The sequence below is a fragment of the Streptococcus sp. 2018110 genome, from assembly GCF_019754115.1.
Classification (GTDB): domain Bacteria; phylum Bacillota; class Bacilli; order Lactobacillales; family Streptococcaceae; genus Streptococcus; species Streptococcus hashimotonensis.
Genome location: NZ_JAIJZO010000004.1, coordinates 77,948 through 95,060, shown reverse-complemented (window position 1 = coordinate 95,060; position 17,113 = coordinate 77,948). Strand labels below are relative to the sequence as shown.

The 17,113-nt window shown below is 40.2% G+C and carries 17 protein-coding genes; 16 read left to right on the top strand and 1 reads right to left on the bottom strand.

Annotation, left to right across the window (positions count from 1 at the left end; translation table 11 throughout):
- Positions 1-10: 10 nt before the first annotated feature.
- Complete coding sequence (locus K5Q34_RS04410; RefSeq protein WP_024402456.1) at positions 11-208, bottom strand: helix-turn-helix transcriptional regulator; 198 nt, start codon at positions 206-208, stop codon at positions 11-13.
- A 120-nt stretch (positions 209-328) separates the two neighbouring features.
- On the opposite strand from K5Q34_RS04410, the gene K5Q34_RS04405 reads away from it, so the two are divergent.
- From K5Q34_RS04405 to K5Q34_RS04330, 16 genes are all read left to right on the top strand, one after another.
- Positions 329-1,174 (top strand): helix-turn-helix transcriptional regulator, encoded by an 846-nt coding sequence (locus K5Q34_RS04405; protein WP_024402455.1) that lies wholly within the window; start codon positions 329-331, stop codon positions 1,172-1,174.
- 440 nt (positions 1,175-1,614) lie between these two features.
- Positions 1,615-2,760 (top strand): site-specific integrase, encoded by a 1,146-nt coding sequence (locus K5Q34_RS04400; RefSeq protein ID WP_172115141.1) that lies wholly within the window; start codon positions 1,615-1,617, stop codon positions 2,758-2,760.
- A gap of 95 nt (positions 2,761-2,855) precedes the next feature.
- Complete coding sequence (locus K5Q34_RS04395; RefSeq protein ID WP_004194840.1) at positions 2,856-3,092, top strand: DUF2829 domain-containing protein; 237 nt, start codon at positions 2,856-2,858, stop codon at positions 3,090-3,092.
- Positions 3,085-3,783: a 3-oxoacyl-ACP reductase gene (locus K5Q34_RS04390; protein WP_208546694.1), complete on the top strand. Its 699-nt coding sequence runs from the start codon at positions 3,085-3,087 to the stop codon at positions 3,781-3,783. The genes K5Q34_RS04395 and K5Q34_RS04390 overlap by 8 nt, the downstream gene beginning before the upstream one ends.
- Before the next feature lie 11 nt (positions 3,784-3,794).
- Positions 3,795-4,346 carry a GNAT family N-acetyltransferase gene (locus tag K5Q34_RS04385; RefSeq protein ID WP_208546693.1) on the top strand — a complete coding sequence of 184 codons (552 nt, stop codon included), beginning with the start codon at positions 3,795-3,797 and terminating at the stop codon, positions 4,344-4,346.
- Positions 4,343-4,816: an ASCH domain-containing protein gene (locus tag K5Q34_RS04380; RefSeq protein ID WP_205028642.1), complete on the top strand. Its 474-nt coding sequence runs from the start codon at positions 4,343-4,345 to the stop codon at positions 4,814-4,816. The genes K5Q34_RS04385 and K5Q34_RS04380 overlap by 4 nt, the downstream gene beginning before the upstream one ends.
- A gap of 65 nt (positions 4,817-4,881) precedes the next feature.
- Entirely contained in the window at positions 4,882-5,196 is a 315-nt protein-coding gene (locus K5Q34_RS04375) for a hypothetical protein (protein ID WP_221864570.1), read from the top strand.
- A gap of 313 nt (positions 5,197-5,509) precedes the next feature.
- A complete protein-coding gene (glmU, locus tag K5Q34_RS04370) occupies positions 5,510-6,892 on the top strand; it encodes a bifunctional UDP-N-acetylglucosamine diphosphorylase/glucosamine-1-phosphate N-acetyltransferase GlmU (protein ID WP_105119494.1) in 1,383 nt (460 codons plus the stop codon).
- 8 nt (positions 6,893-6,900) lie between these two features.
- Positions 6,901-7,446: an NUDIX hydrolase gene (locus K5Q34_RS04365; protein ID WP_004194850.1), complete on the top strand. Its 546-nt coding sequence runs from the start codon at positions 6,901-6,903 to the stop codon at positions 7,444-7,446.
- A 10-nt stretch (positions 7,447-7,456) separates the two neighbouring features.
- Positions 7,457-7,777 (top strand): cell wall synthase accessory phosphoprotein MacP, encoded by a 321-nt coding sequence (gene macP, locus K5Q34_RS04360; RefSeq protein ID WP_002936700.1) that lies wholly within the window; start codon positions 7,457-7,459, stop codon positions 7,775-7,777.
- A gap of 8 nt (positions 7,778-7,785) precedes the next feature.
- Entirely contained in the window at positions 7,786-8,475 is a 690-nt protein-coding gene (locus K5Q34_RS04355) for a 5'-methylthioadenosine/adenosylhomocysteine nucleosidase (protein WP_105134058.1), read from the top strand.
- Positions 8,476-8,670: 195 nt separating this feature from the next.
- Entirely contained in the window at positions 8,671-9,519 is an 849-nt protein-coding gene (locus K5Q34_RS04350; protein WP_221864569.1) for a pyridoxamine kinase, read from the top strand.
- Positions 9,516-10,046, top strand: a complete 531-nt coding sequence (locus K5Q34_RS04345) for an ECF transporter S component (protein ID WP_221864568.1) — start codon at positions 9,516-9,518, stop codon at positions 10,044-10,046. Before K5Q34_RS04350 ends, K5Q34_RS04345 begins: the two co-directional genes overlap by 4 nt.
- A gap of 344 nt (positions 10,047-10,390) precedes the next feature.
- Positions 10,391-14,623: a SpaH/EbpB family LPXTG-anchored major pilin gene (locus K5Q34_RS04340; protein ID WP_221864567.1), complete on the top strand. Its 4,233-nt coding sequence runs from the start codon at positions 10,391-10,393 to the stop codon at positions 14,621-14,623.
- Positions 14,610-16,148, top strand: coding sequence for a SpaH/EbpB family LPXTG-anchored major pilin (locus K5Q34_RS04335; protein WP_105136309.1), 1,539 nt, complete (start codon positions 14,610-14,612; stop codon positions 16,146-16,148). Before K5Q34_RS04340 ends, K5Q34_RS04335 begins: the two co-directional genes overlap by 14 nt.
- A 21-nt stretch (positions 16,149-16,169) precedes the next feature.
- Positions 16,170-17,045 (top strand): class C sortase, encoded by an 876-nt coding sequence (locus K5Q34_RS04330; protein ID WP_208546686.1) that lies wholly within the window; start codon positions 16,170-16,172, stop codon positions 17,043-17,045.
- Positions 17,046-17,113 lie beyond the last annotated feature (68 nt).

Below are 17,113 nucleotides of genomic sequence, written 5' to 3'. Positions count from 1 at the left end.
TTGGTCCTTTCTACTCCTCTGGCGTTAGTAGTTCGTCAATCGTCACGCCTAAATAATTGGCAACTTTTAGCAAAGTTTCTGTTTCAGGATTTTTAGTACGTTCGTAGTACAAAGCTGTTAGAGTTGTTTTTGATATACCTGTCGCTTCGTGGACGTCTAAGACCTTTTTACGTTGCTTTGCCAAAATAATTCTTAGATTGTTTTTCATAGAAATCCTCCTTTAGAATATAACAAGAAATATAACTTGTTATATTTATAATAGCACTGTTATTTTTGATTGTCAATAGTTATATTTCTTGTTATAATGCTTTTTGAAGGAGGAGTTAAAATGATAGGCGATTATTTGAAATCTTTGCGTAAACGGCAAAATATAAAAGTAGTAGAGTTAGCAAAAAGTGTTGGAGTATCACAACCTTATGTTTCAAATATTGAAAACGAAAAAAGGTTTCCAACAGTAGAATTATTCTTTAAGATAATCATTTCTATTGCTGAATTGTCTCCATTAAATTATGAAGTATATTTTAATTTAGATTTGTCTGATGAAAAAAAAGAAGATATATATATCCCTGATACATTGCCTGAATTTTGGGAAAAGTATTCTTCATCCATTATCAAAGAACTAAATAAATATAGGGATGAGGATGAACAAGAAATATTAACACTAGAAGATTTCAAGGAATATGTAAGCACTTGGAGTTTATTTGATATGTCAACTTTTCCTGAATATACTGAATTTCTTGATTCAAAATATGGTGTTGGCGGCTATAGTGAATACTCCAATGATTTTGATTATTCTTCTTATGTGAATCCTGAATATGTCAAAACTCTTGTAGTAGATTATTGGTATCAAGATTTTTTAACTGAATTTATTAGTTTTTTTGAAAATGATGAAATAATAGATAGAACTTCTAAAGCCGAGTACACCGAGTTGATGTTAAATAGTCTTACAGAACAAGAACTCGAAATATATTCTGCGGTTAAAGAACTTCAGCATAAATCAGGTTTTTTTGATAAATATCAACTAAAAGCCCCAAATCAAGGTGATACTTTTGAATTAAATATTCTTGATGAACCGGATGTCATTCAAAAAGTGACACTAGATGGTAAGGCGTTATCTAGTGACGATATTATTTCACTTCAAAATACCTTAAGTGGTATCAGATATAAACGTTGATTGAAAATTATTAGTAAAAATCAAAATTCAGATACCGTGCATCACCATATAAAAAAATTTAAAAGATTTGTTTTCTAGGTTTGCATAGTATGGAAAGTGTCTAGTTTTGTAAATACGCCTTTCAATATGTTTCAGCAAAATTAGTATTTTTTAGTATTCTGCGCTTGGTTTAAACTCTAGCTACCTTTACAAAATCTATACCTACCTTAGTAGTTTACCGCTCATTTTATGACCTGTTAAAAGGTATAAAATTATGATTGTCCAAATATGCCCCTAAAACGCCCATAATCGCATTCTATCCCTCAAGTATATAAATTATCAACTTATCCAAAACAAACGAAAATAGGGCTATTCTCGTAAGCCTCAGCATGATATAAACCTAATAACTCAAAATCTTTTTAATAACGGCTTGCCTGCTGATGTTTAGAAAGGTTCATATCGTGAAAATTACAGAAGTCAAAAAGAAAAACGGTGCGATTGTGTACCGTGCTAATGTTTACTTAGGTACTGACCAGGTAACAGGGAAGAAAGCTAAAACAAGCGTAACAGGTAGGACAAGAAAAGAGGTTAAGCAGAAAGCAAAGCACGCGCAAGATGAATTTATTTCTAATGGCTACACGGTTACTAAAGTTGTGCCAATAAAGAATTATCAAGAATTGGCTGAGTTATGGCTAGAAAGCTATCAGCTTACTGTAAAGCCTCAAACATTCATAGCCACTAAGAGAATGCTCTATAATCACTTAATACCAGTATTTGGTGCTTTAAGATTAAATAAACTATCTGTCAGCTATATACAAGGCTTTATCAATGATTTATCTAGTGAGTTGGTTCATTATAGCGTTGTCCATTCAATCAATCGGCGTGTTTTACAGTATGGTGTGTCCCTCCAACTCTTGCCATTCAACCCTGCGCGTGATGTCATGTTGCCTAAAGTACCAAAAAAGGAAAATAAGGCTATTAAGTTCATAGCTCCAGAAGATTTAAAAGCGTTAATGGTTTACATGGAAAAGCTGGCCAATAAGAAATTCAGTTATTTCTTTGATTATGTCTTATACAGTGTTTTACTTGCTACTGGTTGTCGATTTGGGGAAGTAGTAGCCCTAGAATGGTCTGATATTGACCTAGATAACGGTACTATCAGCATAACCAAGAATTACAGTAGGTTATTAAAGTTAATTGGTACGCCAAAGAGCAAAGCAGGGGTAAGGGTCATAAGCATAGACAAGAAAACAATCAACCTCCTAAGGCTCTATAAGAATAGACAGCGCCAAACGTTTATAGAGACTGGGGCGCGTGTTTCTGCTGTGGTATTTTCAACACCACTAAAGGAATATCAAAATATGGCTACTAGACAGGAAAGCCTAGATAGGCGCATTACTGAAATTGGTATTCCTAGATTTACCTTTCACGCTTTCCGACACACTCACGCTAGTTTATTGCTAAATGCTGGTATCAGCTATAAAGAATTACAATACCGCCTAGGTCATGCAACATTAGCTATGACCATGGACATTTATGGACACCTTTCCATGGACAAAGAAAAAGAGGCTGTTTCTTACTACGAAAAAGCCATAAATTCTTTATAAGTCCACAAAAAGGTGAACAAATTTATATTTTAGAACTCATAGGCTCATTGAAAAGCCTATTAAATCAACGTTTATAGATAATAAAGGAGAAAACCATGACATTTGAAGAGATTTTACCAGGCTTGAAAGCCAAGAAAAAGTACGTTCGCACAGGCTGGGGCGGAGCGGAGAACTACGTCCAGCTCTTTGACACCATTGAGGTCCACGGGCAAAAGCTGGAGGCGACGCCCTACTTCCTCATCAACGTGACGGGCGAGGGCGAAGGCTTCTCCATGTGGAGCCCGACCCCTTGCGACGTCCTTGCGACCGACTGGGTAGAAGTCCATGACTAAGACAGCTCTCATCACCGGCGTTTCCAGTGGCATTGGCCTTGCGCAGGCAGAGATTTTTTTGGAAAATGGCTGGCGTGTGTACGGGATTGACCAGGCCAGCAAGCCTGATTTAGCAGGTGATTTCCACTTTCTACAGCTGGACCTGACTGGCGATTTAAGCCCAGTCTTTTCATGGTGCCAGACAGTTGATGTCCTCTGTAACACCGCAGGCATTCTAGACGATTACCGCCCCCACCTCGATATTGCGGAGGATGAATTAGCTCGCATCTTCGCGGTTAATTTTTTTGCGGTGACCAGCCTAACCCGCCCCTACCTGCAGCAAATGGTGGACAGACAGTCGGGTATTATTATCAATATGTGCTCCATTGCCTCCAACCTAGCAGGTGGAGGAGGCTCTGCCTATACCGCCTCCAAGCACGCTTTGGCAGGTTTTACCAAGCAGCTGGCACTGGACTATGCCAAGGACAAGGTCCAGGTCTTCGGCATCGCTCCTGGTGCTGTCCAGACAGGCATGACCCAGAAGGACTTTGAGCCTGGTGGCCTAGCAGACTGGGTGGCAGACCAGACCCCTATCGGACGCTGGACACAGCCCAGCGAAATCGCAGAGCTGACCTTCATGCTGGCTACTGGCAAACTCGCTTCCATGCAAGGGCAGATTGTCACTATTGACGGTGGCTGGAGTTTGAAGTAGGGAGGAGTATTATGATTCTAGAAACCAATCGTCTTTTGCTCTGGCCTTGGGGTGAAACAGACGCAACTGACTTATTTTCTCAGGCCAGTAATCCAGATGTGGGACCCGCAGCGGGTTGGCCAGTTCATCAAAGTCTGGAAGAAAGTCGAGAGATTATCAAGACAGTCCTCAGCCAACCCGAAACCTATGCCTTAGTCCTGAAAGAAACAGGACAGGTCATTGGCAGCATTGGCCTGATGATTGGCAAACAGAGCGGTCTTGATTTGCCAGATTCAGAAGCAGAACTGGGCTACTGGCTTGGACAGGGATTTTGGGGACAAGGTCTCATTCCAGAAGCTAGTCAAGTTTTACTGGATTACGGATTTGCCCAGTTGAGTTTAGATAAGATTTGGTGCTGTGCTTTTGTAGAAAATAGCAAGTCTCTGCGTGTACAAGAAAAGCTGGGTTTTGTATACCAATACCTCTTGGAAGATGTGCATTTCCCACTCATTGATGAAGTTCGTACCGAACGAGTGAGTTTATTGACGAGAGAAGAATGGTATTCTAGAAAGGAAAAACCATGACCCCAACACAACTCTGGCAAGAATTTCTTGCCATCAATTCCCAAGCAGGTCCTGAGCCGGAGGCCTGGGCCTTTGGGGCGGAAGCTGATCGACTGGCTGACTTGGTGGCTAGAGGCATCAAAACCTCGACCAGCTCTGCTCATGCCCTCTACGCAGTAGAGGGAGAAGACATTCCAAGAGCTGGTGGCTATGACATCATTCTGGACGGACAAGGTCAGGCTGTGTGCATTATCCAGACCACCAAGGTCTATGTGACGCCCTTTTCCCAAGTGACGGAAGAACATGCCTATAAGGAGGGCGAGTTCCGTCAGGAAGGTGACTTGTCTGACATAAAAGCGAAAAGTCTGATCCACTGGCGACAGGTCCATGAAGAACTTTTCACTATCTGGCTGGCAGAAGCAGGCCTGTCCTTCTCAGAAGATATGCTGGTCGTCTGTGAAGAATTTGAATTGGTTTACCCTAAAAATTAGATCCTTGCTTGTTTATTTTAAGTCGTTTATATTATAATAATATAAAATTAAACAAGGAGGTTCCTATGAATAAGGAACGTGTCATCAATTTATTGGACCAGCTTTCTTCTATTCTTGCTGGAAAAGAGGAGGAGATTGGCAAAGAGAAGACAGGGAAGTTGCAGTCGGTCTTGCTTGTTGCCAAGGAAGATGTGGCTAGTAAGGAAGGAGTGGCTTTGGCAAATAGTTTGGCAGGCTTTGTGCAGACCATTTCTAATGCTAGTCTTCCAGGTGCCAATCTCCGTTTTATAGACCAAGAACGCCCTGTTTGGGAAGAGTTTAAAGCCTTGACAGAGAAAGCAAGAGAAGATGGTCAACGAGGTCTTCATCTAATATTCTAAGGAGCTCAGGCTCCTTTTTCTATCCTAGATTGTAGCATCTTCCTTGAACCTGGCATCAAAACAGTCCAGTGGTTTTAGGCTATTCAGTGAAGTGTTTCAGCCTAAACCTAGAAAGAGAAAAGCGAGGAAAAAGTTGGGAAGTTGGCGGTAGTCGGTTTACATCATTCAGGAACTATAGTTAGCCCAGACTAGATGTTTGGAAGTGAGAGGGATGCTTTGCATTTTATCGAGTTCTCTTTCACTTCTTCCGCTATTTTCCAAAAACACCAAAATTTGCTATAATAGGAGTATATCATTGAAAAGAGAGAAAACTATGAGCAATAACTATGCAATTATCCTAGCGGCGGGTAAGGGAACTCGCATGAAGTCTGACTTGCCAAAGGTCTTACACAAAGTGGCAGGAATTACCATGTTGGAGCATGTCAAACGGGCTGTAGATGCTATGGAACCCGCTAAGACTGTAACCATTGTCGGTCACAAGGCAGAATTGGTGCAGACTGTTCTCGAAGAGCAGTCAGAGTTTGCCCTTCAATCTGAACAGTTGGGGACAGGCCACGCCGTTATGATGGCTGAGCCAGCTCTTGCAGGTTTGGAAGGTCAGACCCTTGTTATCGCAGGGGATACACCGCTGATTACAGGAGAAAGCTTGAAGAACCTCATTAACTTCCATGTCAGCCACAAGAATGTTGCGACTATCTTGACAGCTCAGGCTGATAACCCATTCGGATATGGTCGGATTATTCGCAATGCTGATGGGGAAGTGCAAAAAATTGTTGAGCAAAAAGATGCCAACGATTTTGAAAAACAAGTGAAAGAAATCAATACAGGAACCTATTTGTTTGATAATAAACGTCTTTTTGAAGCGCTTAAAGATATTAATACGGACAATGCCCAAGGTGAGTACTATCTGACAGATGTTATTTCGATTTTCCGTCAGGCAGGCGAAAAGGTTGGTGCCTATGTATTGCGTGATTTTGATGAAAGTTTGGGTGTCAATGATCGCGTCGCTCTTGCGACTGCAGAAGCTGTGATGCGCAAACGAATCAATGAAAAACACATGGTCAATGGTGTGACATTTATCAACCCAGATGCTACCTATATTGATATTGATGTTGAGATTGGCGCAGAAGCTGTTATCGAAGCTAATGTTGTCTTGAAAGGTCAAACGGTGATTGGTGAACGCACTGTCTTAACCAATGGTACTCGTGTACGCGATGCGAAAATTGCAGCAGATGTAGTTATCAGCAACTCAGACATTGAAGAATCTGTCATTGAAGAAGGGGTGACGGTAGGACCATACGCCCATATTCGTCCAGGTAGTCTTTTGAAAAAAGATGTTCACGTTGGAAACTTTGTGGAAATCAAGGCCTCTACACTTGGTCAAGGAACGAAGTCTGGTCATTTGACCTACCTAGGAAATGCAACGATTGGCAATAATGTTAACGTTGGTGCTGGCACCATCACTGTCAATTACGACGGTAAAAATAAATTTAAAACAACCGTTGGAGATAATGCCTTTGTTGGCTCTAACTCAACCATTATCGCACCAGTAACTATTGGGGACAATGCCTTGTTGGCTGCAGGTTCTGTTATTACAAAAGATATTCCAGAGGATGCCATCGGTATTGGTCGTGGTCGTCAAGAAAACAAAGAAGGTTATGCGACTCGTTTTCCGTTCCATCCAAGTCAAAAATAGGTAATCATATGAATTTTGAAGAAAAAACCATTGAGCGGACAGAAATTTTTAAAGGGCACATTTTTGATGTAGTAGTAGATGATGTTGCCTTGCCAAATGGTGGAACTGGTAAGCGCGAACTCATTTTCCACAAGGGAGCAGTTTGCGTTTTAGCCGTCACTCCAGAAGGTAAAATGATTTTAGTCAAACAATACCGCAAGGCTATTGAACGTACTATTTATGAAATTCCGGCGGGGAAATTGGAGCTGGGCGAAGAAGATACGCTTGAAGATGCTGCTTTGCGTGAATTAGAAGAAGAAACAGGCTATACTAGTGACAAACTGACCTTGTTGGCAGACTTTTACTCAGCTATCGGTTTTTGTAATGAACGAATTCGCCTTTATTTAGCAGATAACCTTATCAAGGTTGAAAATCCTCGTCCAATGGATGAAGATGAGGTTATCGAATTACATGAGGTAACCTTGGAAGAGGCTTTGAACTTGGTGGCTACTGGCGATATTTGTGATGCAAAGACCATCATGGCTATCCAATATTTACAACTCATGAGAAAGTAGGAAACTAGCAATGGGCAAGCCCTTGTTGACGGATGAAATTTTAGAGAAAGTGAAAAAGAAACAGTATTCCGACCAATCTAGCCAGTTTGGACACTATCGTCCAAACCAGGATATATCAATGGATGATGCTCTATTCGATCCATATCTAGAAGAAGATTATCAGGGATATGAAGAGGGACAAACGATCCGAATCCCGGTCAAACCTACTGTAGTAAAAAGTCGCCGTATCGAAACCATCAAGCGAGAAGCTTTCCGCAGTAAGGTAAACAAAATCCTTTTTTGGGTCATCATCTTACTGATAATGTTTATCATTGCAGTATTATTTATTTAGGAGAAGAGATGAAATTTGGAATTATCGCAGCCATGCCTCAGGAATTAAAGATTTTGGTCGAGCATCTACAAGATGCAACTGAAATCGATGTCTTGGGTCGAACTTACTATCAGGGACGAATCGGTCAACATGAAGTCGTTCTTGTTCAGTCAGGTATCGGTAAGGTTATGTCAGCTATGTCCGTGGCTGTTTTGGCAGATCGTTTTTCAGTTGATGTCATTGTTAATACTGGCTCGGCAGGAGCTGTTTCCGAAGGTATTGCCATCGGTGATGTGGTTGTAGCGAATCAATTGGCTTACCACGATGTGGATGTGACGGCTTTCGGCTATGCTTACGGGCAAATGGCAGGGCAGGAATTGTATTATCCAGCAGACCAAGTCTTGTTAGAACAGCTAAGAACCGTTTTAGCAGAGCAGGAAATGATTAGCCATGTGGGTCTGATTGTGACAGGTGACAGTTTTATCGCAGGTCAGGAGAGAATCGCTACAATCAAAACTCATTTTCCAGAAGTCCTTGCCGTAGAGATGGAAGGAGCAGCTATCGCTCAAGCAGCTGTCAATACAGGTAAGCCATTCTTGGTTATCCGTGCCATGAGTGACACAGCTCAGGGAGATGCCAATATCACCTTTGATGAATTTATTATTCAAGCAGGAGAACGCTCTGCCCAGACCTTGATTGCCTTTCTGGAGAAAAATTAAGCAGATTTTGACAACAATACATTGAAAAGGATGACAGTAGCAAAGAGTTGTTACTGTTTTTCTTATGCAGTGATTTGAGCCCGATATTATAAGGTTTCAGCCATCTGTCCCCATACAATTTATGATAAGAGTTATTGAAAAGCTCGTGAAAATACTTTACAATTTTGTTTAAGAAAAATAATTTAGGAGGTTGTTATGGTTCAGCGATTATTGCTTGCAAATGATTTACCTGGTGTGGGCAAGGTTGCCCTAGCCACTAGCATCCCAATTGCAGCAGCCTGTCAGGTAGAAACGATTCTTTTACCAACGGTACTACTTTCTTCTCATACGGGTGGTTTTCCAGATGTTGTCGTTGAAGATATGACTGACTTGAATCGAGCCTATTTTGAACAGTGGAAGAACTTGAATTTAGAGTTGGCAGGCATCTTGTCTGGCTACTGTAGAAATCATCGGCAGCTAAGTCAGTTGGCTATGTATGCTAAACAAACAGAGACACCGTTGATTGTTGATCCGGTCATGGGGGATGGAGGGAAGTTGTATACAGGTTTCACCCCTACCTATGTAGAAGCCATGAAAGCATTGATTCAGTCGGCCAAGCTCATTCTCCCCAATGTAACAGAGGCAGCTTTTTTGACAGGGAGGGATTATTTGGGAGCTTGCTACGATAGGGCGGCTATTGAGGACTTACTGGAAGCTTTAGCAGAGCAGGTATCAGCAGATATTGTACTGACAGGGGTTTCCTTTGATGATAGCCAAATAGGTGTAGCCTATTTTCAGCAGGAAACAGGGGAAATAACTACCTATATGTCTAAAAAATATCCAGCAAATTTCTTTGGAACAGGTGACATTCTATCTACCTTGTTGGCTGTAGCAACCATCCAACAAATCAATCTCCATCAAGCCATCCCTCTAGCTTTAGATTTTATCGATAAGAGTTTAGAACGTACTCTTGCTTTGGATAGAGACTTGAAATTTGGGATTTCCTTTGAACCTTTTCTAGCAACATTACAGCAGGCATTTCAAACATTAAAGGAGAAATTATGAAACAGAATCAATTGCGTCAATTAACAGAAATTAGCCTATTTGCAGCCCTTATTTGTGTGGTTGTCTTCTTTATTCGTATTCCTTTTGGGAGCCAATTTGTCCATCTAGGCAATGCTCTGGTGGTAGTAGGAGTACTAATCTTTGGTGCCAAAAAAGGGGCATTGGCAGCCTCACTCGGTCTAGGCATCTTTGATTTATTGTCGGGATATGCTTCCGTTGTTTGGATTACCATTCTAGAATCACTCATTGTCTGTTTTGTCCTACACTTATTTTATGAGAAATTCCTACAGGCAAACGATAGTCTATCAAATATTATGTTGGTTGGGATAGTTGCAGCCCTCACAAAAATTATCTTGAATCTGTTGAAGTACACATTGACGGGGAGTTTAGTCGGTGGACTAACGCCATCAGCATCATTTTTAGCTGCTTTGGGTAGGATTTTAGGAACCTATGGCACTGCAATTACGACAATCATTGCTGTACCTATTCTTTATCAGGTATGTAAAAGGTTATATAAGAGAAAATAATTTATATAAAGTGTTAAAGTACGCTCATTGAATACAAGGTATTTCAATGGGGGTACTTTTATTGTTGTATTTTATATTTTGGCTCAAATTGAATAGATTTTTAAAATTGTTATCGGTATCAATTTTATTTAATTTTTTTATGAAAATGTATAAAAATGCATTGAAAACATGGACAAATAAGGGTTTTTCCGCGATTAGATAGCTTTTTCAGGAAGCTTGCCAGCTAATCTTAAATGTGTTATTATGCTTTACGAAAACGTTTGCGTAAAGACAAAGTGGAGATTGTCGAAAGAAAACAGTATAGTGATGTTCTTGATTTTTAAATAAATGAAAGAGAGATGCCTATGAAGTTTTTAAGGAAATTATTGGCAGGGCTTTTGGTTGTTTTTGTAACCTTAGCTAGTGGCTCGTTGGAAACAGTGGCATGGAGTCCTTATACGGACTTTCCTGACCAAAGTTTGCGTGAGTGGCCTACCAAAGACAGCAACTATGTTGCCAGCGACCTACCTGCCCCTCCTGCTATAGCTAACACTGTAGATATGGCGGATATGTTTCATTATCCACAGCTGATATATACAGGTTCAATATCCGATGATGCTGTTCAGACAGGTAAGTTGGCTAAAAATCGTTCCTATGTCACGGATATTGATACATCCGTAGCCGTCATCACACGTGATGCCAGATGGCAATCAGGGGTTATGTGGAGTTTGGAAGAGAATAAAATTAAGCTCAACGAACCCTTTCAGATGGTTAGTTATGTTTATCTAGGGAACAGAACCCAATATGATAAGAATTTTAATGGTCTCGGTGGTGCGGATGGTATTACCTTCACGATGCACAATGACAAGAAATCCGTTGCAGATATGCAAGCGGGGAATAAGATTGGTTCGGGAGACCTGAGCAATACAGGAATAAATGCCTACGGTGCTCTGGGGAACGGCTTGGGAGTATATGGTTCAAACTTTAGCGCAAACGTCAGCAGTGAAAAAAATAATATGGTTGATTTTTGGCGTGGTGTTGAAAATGGGATTACATTGGAGTTTGATACCTTTTTCAACGATAATAATACTACCCAACATTCAGATAATGACCTGACTTCGATTATCTACAATGAGAACCACAGCAATACGCAGTACGGTCACATTGCCATAAATTTATTAAATGATTTTAAAAATAATCGAGCAAATTACAATAAAGAGCCAGATAAAACAGCTAACAAGCATAAAATAAAGCTTAGTCTGGGATGGGATGGCGAGGTAGCGGATAAGACTAATCCTTACAGTTGGAATCTTTCTAACTGGCCAACCAGTAGTTTAGCAGATGGTAGATGGCATCGCCTTGAGGTGACTTGGACACCAGATACTGCTAGTAATACAGGGAATTTGAATTATACGATATACAAGCAAGGTCATGAGGGGTCCCGTAATATCGAATATAGCGACGATCGCTCCAAAGATGGTACGGATGTTCTCTCTTATGATGTCTCAATCGGAACAGGTGACTATTCCCTTGAAAAGGTATTTGGTATCTCAGAACTAAATCATACGGTTTACTGGGGCTTCTCGGGGTCGACAGGAGGTTTCCTGAATAATCAGGCTGTTCAAATGGTGCAATTACCAATCTCGTATTACAATGCTGAATTGAGGAAAGAAGACCAGGATGGCAATTTAGTTTCTGATGCTATCTTTGAAATTGAAAAGAAAAATCCTGATACAGGTGAGTGGACTCCTCTGGAATTTTACAACCCAAGGACTGGAAGAACAGTTTCACAGATTTCTACAGGCTCACACCGATTCTATCAAGGTGTAGTTGGAGAAGAGGGGATTTTGAAACTCTCGCAATTAACAGAAGGGACCTACCGTTGGAAAGAAATAGCAGCTCCTGAGGGCTACCAGCTTGATCAGGTATATTATCCAAATGAAGATGGTTTTGTTGTTAATTATGCGGAATCTCTCAAAGAAAATGCCTTTGTTTATACAGCTACAAATAAAAAATTATATCAACTTGAATTAATAAAAACGGATGCAGATACGGGTCAGGCGATAAATGATGTGCCCTTTGTCATTTCAAAGATTGAAAATGACATCTCACATTATCTGAAAATCAAGGCAGATAACACTGGCTTTGATTGGACAAGAATAGAGGGCGAGGCCAAACAATTTCTATCTGGCAAATCCTATTCTATAGGGGCAGATGGCCAGGTCTCTGAGCAAATTGGAGAAGATGGAAAAATCAGCATCCAGTATTTTCCAGATGTACCGAATCTCTTTTGGAAAGAAGTGTCCGTACCGAATGGATACAATTCTAAAACGATTCTGAGTGGAGCGTTTACTACTGTAGCCGATAATAAATACAGCTATACGGCTAGTCAAAGAAATGAACGATTGTTCCAAATCAACTTAGAGAAAAAAGGTAGCGACACCAATGCTGCCTTGCAAGGAGCTGTTTTTGCCTTACAGGAAAAAGTTGGTTCTGAATGGATTCCTATCAGCTATAGTGGGAAAGCAGAATTCACTACGAATCTAGAAGGAAAAATCAGCATTCCAAATCTCGCTGCTGGGCGGTATCGATGGGAGGAAAAACAAGCTCCGGTAGGTTACCAACTTGGTCAGCAATATTATCCAAATGAAGATGGTTTTGTAGTAGCATATCGTGAGGGGCTGGAAGTTGACCAAGTGTATCATAATTATATCTTTGATACAACAACCGTTACGAATCAACCTAAGGATTTTGAGTTATTCTTGGAGAAAAAATCCTCTACATTCCAAAGACCGCTTGAGAATGTTGAATTCAAACTTTATTCAACACGTAATGGAGATACTTTTTCTGGAGAGTTGGCAAGAGTCAGAACAAATTCAGAAGGAAAAATTGTTTTTGGAAAGGATATTCTAAAAGCTGATAAAACCTATTATTTAGTTGAAAGTCAGACGATTGATGGTTTTATACGTTTAGAAGGTTACTTTACGATAACCACATCCAAAACAGATGGTATCAATATTACTTATACGAAAGCAGATGGAGAAGAAGATTCGAGGCCGTTTGAATTTACTAGGGCAGACGACACTATCTACAAAGGTACTTTAGCAGTCTATAATAAGCGGAAGTCAATGTTACCCATTACAGGTGGGAATGGGATTGTACTCTATATCGTCATTGGTGGCAGTCTGACGATTCTTGCTTTACTCTTTTTCACACGAAAGCGATTTGTCAAATGGCTTTTTGTGATCATCATTGCAACAGCAGGGCTTATTGGGCAGAATACTAGGATTTTTGCACAAGAGCAAGGGCAGGTCACCATTGAGGTCAATCGTCTGATTTATCCAGTAACAGATACTCAATACAAATCAGGAAGTCCAGTAGCAGGGGCATACTTGGAAATTGTTGATGTTACGAATGAATTTTACGACCTGGTCCACTTGAAATCCTTATCGAGACTAGAGGTGCAGGAAACATTGAGTAAGGCACAAAATGTCCAAGGTGAGAAAGTAGGTCAGGCTGTAACGGACGATAAAGGAAAGGCTTATTTTACTGTAGAAAAAATAAGTAGAGACCACCCGGCGGTCTACCTCATCAGGGAAAGGGTAACACCTGTTGCAGTCACACCTATGGAGCCGCTTGTAGTAGTATTACCCCTGTTAGATGATCAAGGGAAAGAGCGGTCTCAAATATCGGTTTATCCCAAATCACAGGGAACCTTTACTTTTGATAAAACAATAGATGGAAAGAGGGACAGTTACAGTTTGGGAGAACCCATTCATTACCGTCTGTCTACTATTCTTCCACAAGATATTGTAAACTTAGTAAGTTATGAATTAGAAGATGTTTATGATGTAGGTTTGGAATTTATCAGTGAAAGTCTGAGAGTCTCGATTGATGGACAGGAACAAGCGGGTCTCATAGAGTCAATCAGCCAGTCAGAAAATCGTTTTAAACTATCGTTTGATATTGCAAAACTCGCTCAGTTTAGCGGAAAAACACTAGATCTTACCTACAATATGGTTATTACCGATGAAGCTGCAATAGATCAACCATTGATAAATACAGCAACTCTCTATCCTGGAGATCTAACTCCATTAGTTGATAGGGAACAGGTGATAACAGGCGGTTTTCGATTTATCAAGCAAAAGGCAGGCGGAAACAAGGCTCCCTTAGCCAATGCAAAATTTATTATTAAGCATCCTGTTAATCAAACAATCCTTACCTATAAGGAAGGTAGGTATCAATTTGAAAAGGTAGCCCCTGAGGAAAAGGATGTTGTTCAACTGACTTCCGATGCCCAAGGTCATTTTGAGATAAAGGGATTGAGTTATGGCACCTATCTTCTAAGTGAGATACAAGCGCCATCAGGCTACATCTTAAATGAAAAGCCGATTACATTTACTATCTCTACCTCTACTTTTACGAAAGGGCCGATTTTATCGATATATAATGTTGAAAAACCTCGGATTCAGCTTCCTAAAACAGGGACAGCAACAACATCGTTAGCAGTTATCGGATTATTATGTTTAGTATCATCCATTATGATGAATAGGAGCAGATGCTCGTCTAAAAAGGAGAAATATAATGAAAAAGTTTAAGTTTTTTGCATTACTAGCGACTCTTTTAGTGAGTACGTTTAGCAGTTTACTGACACCGTTTGTGTCGGCTGACGAAACAGAAAAAGTATCAATTACATTACATAAGGTAAAGGACTATACAGGTACGATTACCAATACAGGTGAAATTCTAGCAGGAGATTTTAACTTTCTTCCTGGAATTACCTTTGATGTTTATGATGTAACGACAGAATATTATGCAGCCTATGATGCCTCTGTTGCGACAAAGTCAGTATCACAGGCGGTAAATGATGCGGTTGCCACTGTCAAAGGAACAGCTGGAGTAGCTCCATCAGGAAAGGTTGCATCTGCAACTCAAACAACAGGTCCAGATGGCAGTACTACATTCAGCCTTAATGCCAAATCTTCTGGCCGTAATGCAGTATATCTTTTTGTAGAACAAGCGAGCGAAGGGGTAACAACTGTTGCTGATAATCTGGTGGTAAGCCTTCCAATCTATAAACAGGGAACAAATGATACGGTATTGACATCCATTCACCTCTATCCAAAGAATATCACAAAAGATACACCGTTTGACAAAGATATTACCAGTCAAAAAAATAGTGCAAAACAAACAGATTTCTCTATTGGACAAACCATTGATTATAAATTAAAAACCACCATCCCAGCAGACATCGCTGCAACCAAATTAGTCGATGGTGTAGCTAAAAAATTGTACAATGTTTTCCAATTTGTAGATAGTTTTGAAACAGACCAACTTGTCTTTATCAATGAACCAGCTACTTACTCAGTAAAAGTGGCAGACGGTCCTGTATTGGTAGCAACTGAGGACTATACTGTAACAGTAGCAGAACAAGGTAGTAAAACCACTGTCACAACGAAATTAACAGAAGCAGGTATTGAAAAATTAGCAAGTCATGCCAATAAAGAAATTGCTTTTAGCTATCAAATGAAGATTCATTCCCTCCAATATATTGATACAGGCATCGTCAATACTGCAAAAGCAATTTTTGGTAACGATGGTACTACAGGTATCAATAAATGGGACAAAGAAACACCAGAAGATTTTGAAACAGTAAAAACAGGTGGTTATAAGTTTAAAAAAGTTGACGTGAACAATGAGGCTAAAACTCTTGAGGGAGCAGAATTCGTCGTTCGCAAAAATACTACTGATTCTGCAGAATACTTCAAAGCAAGTGCCGAGGGTGGTCAATGGGTTACTTCTTATGAAGAAGCAACAAAATATACAACTGATTCAACAGGAATTGTGGATGTAAAAGGTCTCGAATATGGTACCTACCAACTTCAAGAAACAAAAGCTCCAGAGGGCTACGCTTTACCGACTGGTATGGCAGCCTACACTCAATTTGAAGTAACAGCTAATTCTTATACGACTACTACAGGAGCTCCGCATAAACTCGTCAATACACCGAAAGGTTTCCTTCCTTCTACAGGTGGTACAGGAATTGTTCTTTTCGTTGCACTTGGAGCTGTAATGATCGCTCTTGCAGGTACCTATTTTGTGTCTCGTCGTAAAGCAGCATAATGATAATGAACAGGGGAGAATATGGAGCGAACCAAGAAAAATACAAAAAGAAAAATAGTGGATACTGTTATGGGGGTCGTTCTGGCCTGTGGTATTGGCATTCTCTCCTATCCATTCATTAGAAATAGTTTGAATGACTTGATGAACCAACAAATCATTCAACATTACCAGCAGCAAGCAAATAAAAAAAGTACCGAGGAATATCAACAAAAATTAGCCGAAATGGAGGCAAAAAATAAGCAATTTGCCTATCAAAATATCTCTCCCGGATTTGATCCTTTCTCCGAAGAGGCCAAAAAAGTTGAAGATTTAAAAACGGTCTATGAAGACCATGTTTTGGGCGTTATTTCTATCCCTAAAATCCAAATCAGATTGCCTATTTTTGACCAAACCAGGGAGGACTTTCTCGCGCGTGGTGCAACCTATTTAGAAGGGACCTCCTTCCCCATCGGTGGAGAATCGACGCATTCGGTTATTTCTGGACATCGTGGCTTGACCGAAGCTAAATTGTTTACAGACTTACCAGACCTGGTTGAAGGGGATAGATTTTATATTGAGCTCAAAGAGTCTGAAATTCATGCCTACCAAGTAGACAAGATTCAAGTTGTTGATCCAAGTGACGTTAGTAGCCTACAGATTGTTGAAGGACAGGATTATGTCACGTTGGTGACTTGCACACCTTATATGGTAAATAGCCACAGGATTTTGGTTAGGGGACATCGTATCCCATACAAAGCGGAGATAATGGAAGCAGAAGTGAAGCAAGTCGCGGACCTTCCAGTCAAGTACATCCCTCTATTTATTGGAATACCTCTTTCATTTATCTTTTTGGCTATATTGTTAAAGAAATGCTGCGGAAAAATGAAGCCGTCGCGTAAAAGTTATAAGAGAATTTAACCTAGCTTGGCTTCTTTAAATAATGTCTTTAAACTCGTGAAAAACAGTTGACACCCCTGTTTTCATAA

Coding starts and splice junctions, on each gene's coding strand:
- K5Q34_RS04385 (WP_208546693.1), top strand. CDS start 3,795: ATGATTCTAGAAACCAATCGTCTTTTGCTCTGGCCTTGGGGTGAAACA.
- K5Q34_RS04395 (WP_004194840.1), top strand. CDS start 2,856: ATGACATTTGAAGAGATTTTACCAGGCTTGAAAGCCAAGAAAAAGTAC.
- K5Q34_RS04365 (WP_004194850.1), top strand. CDS start 6,901: ATGAATTTTGAAGAAAAAACCATTGAGCGGACAGAAATTTTTAAAGGG.
- K5Q34_RS04350 (WP_221864569.1), top strand. CDS start 8,671: ATGGTTCAGCGATTATTGCTTGCAAATGATTTACCTGGTGTGGGCAAG.
- glmU (WP_105119494.1), top strand. CDS start 5,510: ATGAGCAATAACTATGCAATTATCCTAGCGGCGGGTAAGGGAACTCGC.
- K5Q34_RS04410 (WP_024402456.1), bottom strand. CDS start 208: ATGAAAAACAATCTAAGAATTATTTTGGCAAAGCAACGTAAAAAGGTC.
- K5Q34_RS04355 (WP_105134058.1), top strand. CDS start 7,786: ATGAAATTTGGAATTATCGCAGCCATGCCTCAGGAATTAAAGATTTTG.
- K5Q34_RS04405 (WP_024402455.1), top strand. CDS start 329: ATGATAGGCGATTATTTGAAATCTTTGCGTAAACGGCAAAATATAAAA.
- K5Q34_RS04390 (WP_208546694.1), top strand. CDS start 3,085: ATGACTAAGACAGCTCTCATCACCGGCGTTTCCAGTGGCATTGGCCTT.
- K5Q34_RS04335 (WP_105136309.1), top strand. CDS start 14,610: ATGAAAAAGTTTAAGTTTTTTGCATTACTAGCGACTCTTTTAGTGAGT.
- macP (WP_002936700.1), top strand. CDS start 7,457: ATGGGCAAGCCCTTGTTGACGGATGAAATTTTAGAGAAAGTGAAAAAG.
- K5Q34_RS04345 (WP_221864568.1), top strand. CDS start 9,516: ATGAAACAGAATCAATTGCGTCAATTAACAGAAATTAGCCTATTTGCA.
- K5Q34_RS04330 (WP_208546686.1), top strand. CDS start 16,170: ATGGAGCGAACCAAGAAAAATACAAAAAGAAAAATAGTGGATACTGTT.
- K5Q34_RS04375 (WP_221864570.1), top strand. CDS start 4,882: ATGAATAAGGAACGTGTCATCAATTTATTGGACCAGCTTTCTTCTATT.
- K5Q34_RS04380 (WP_205028642.1), top strand. CDS start 4,343: ATGACCCCAACACAACTCTGGCAAGAATTTCTTGCCATCAATTCCCAA.
- K5Q34_RS04340 (WP_221864567.1), top strand. CDS start 10,391: ATGAAGTTTTTAAGGAAATTATTGGCAGGGCTTTTGGTTGTTTTTGTA.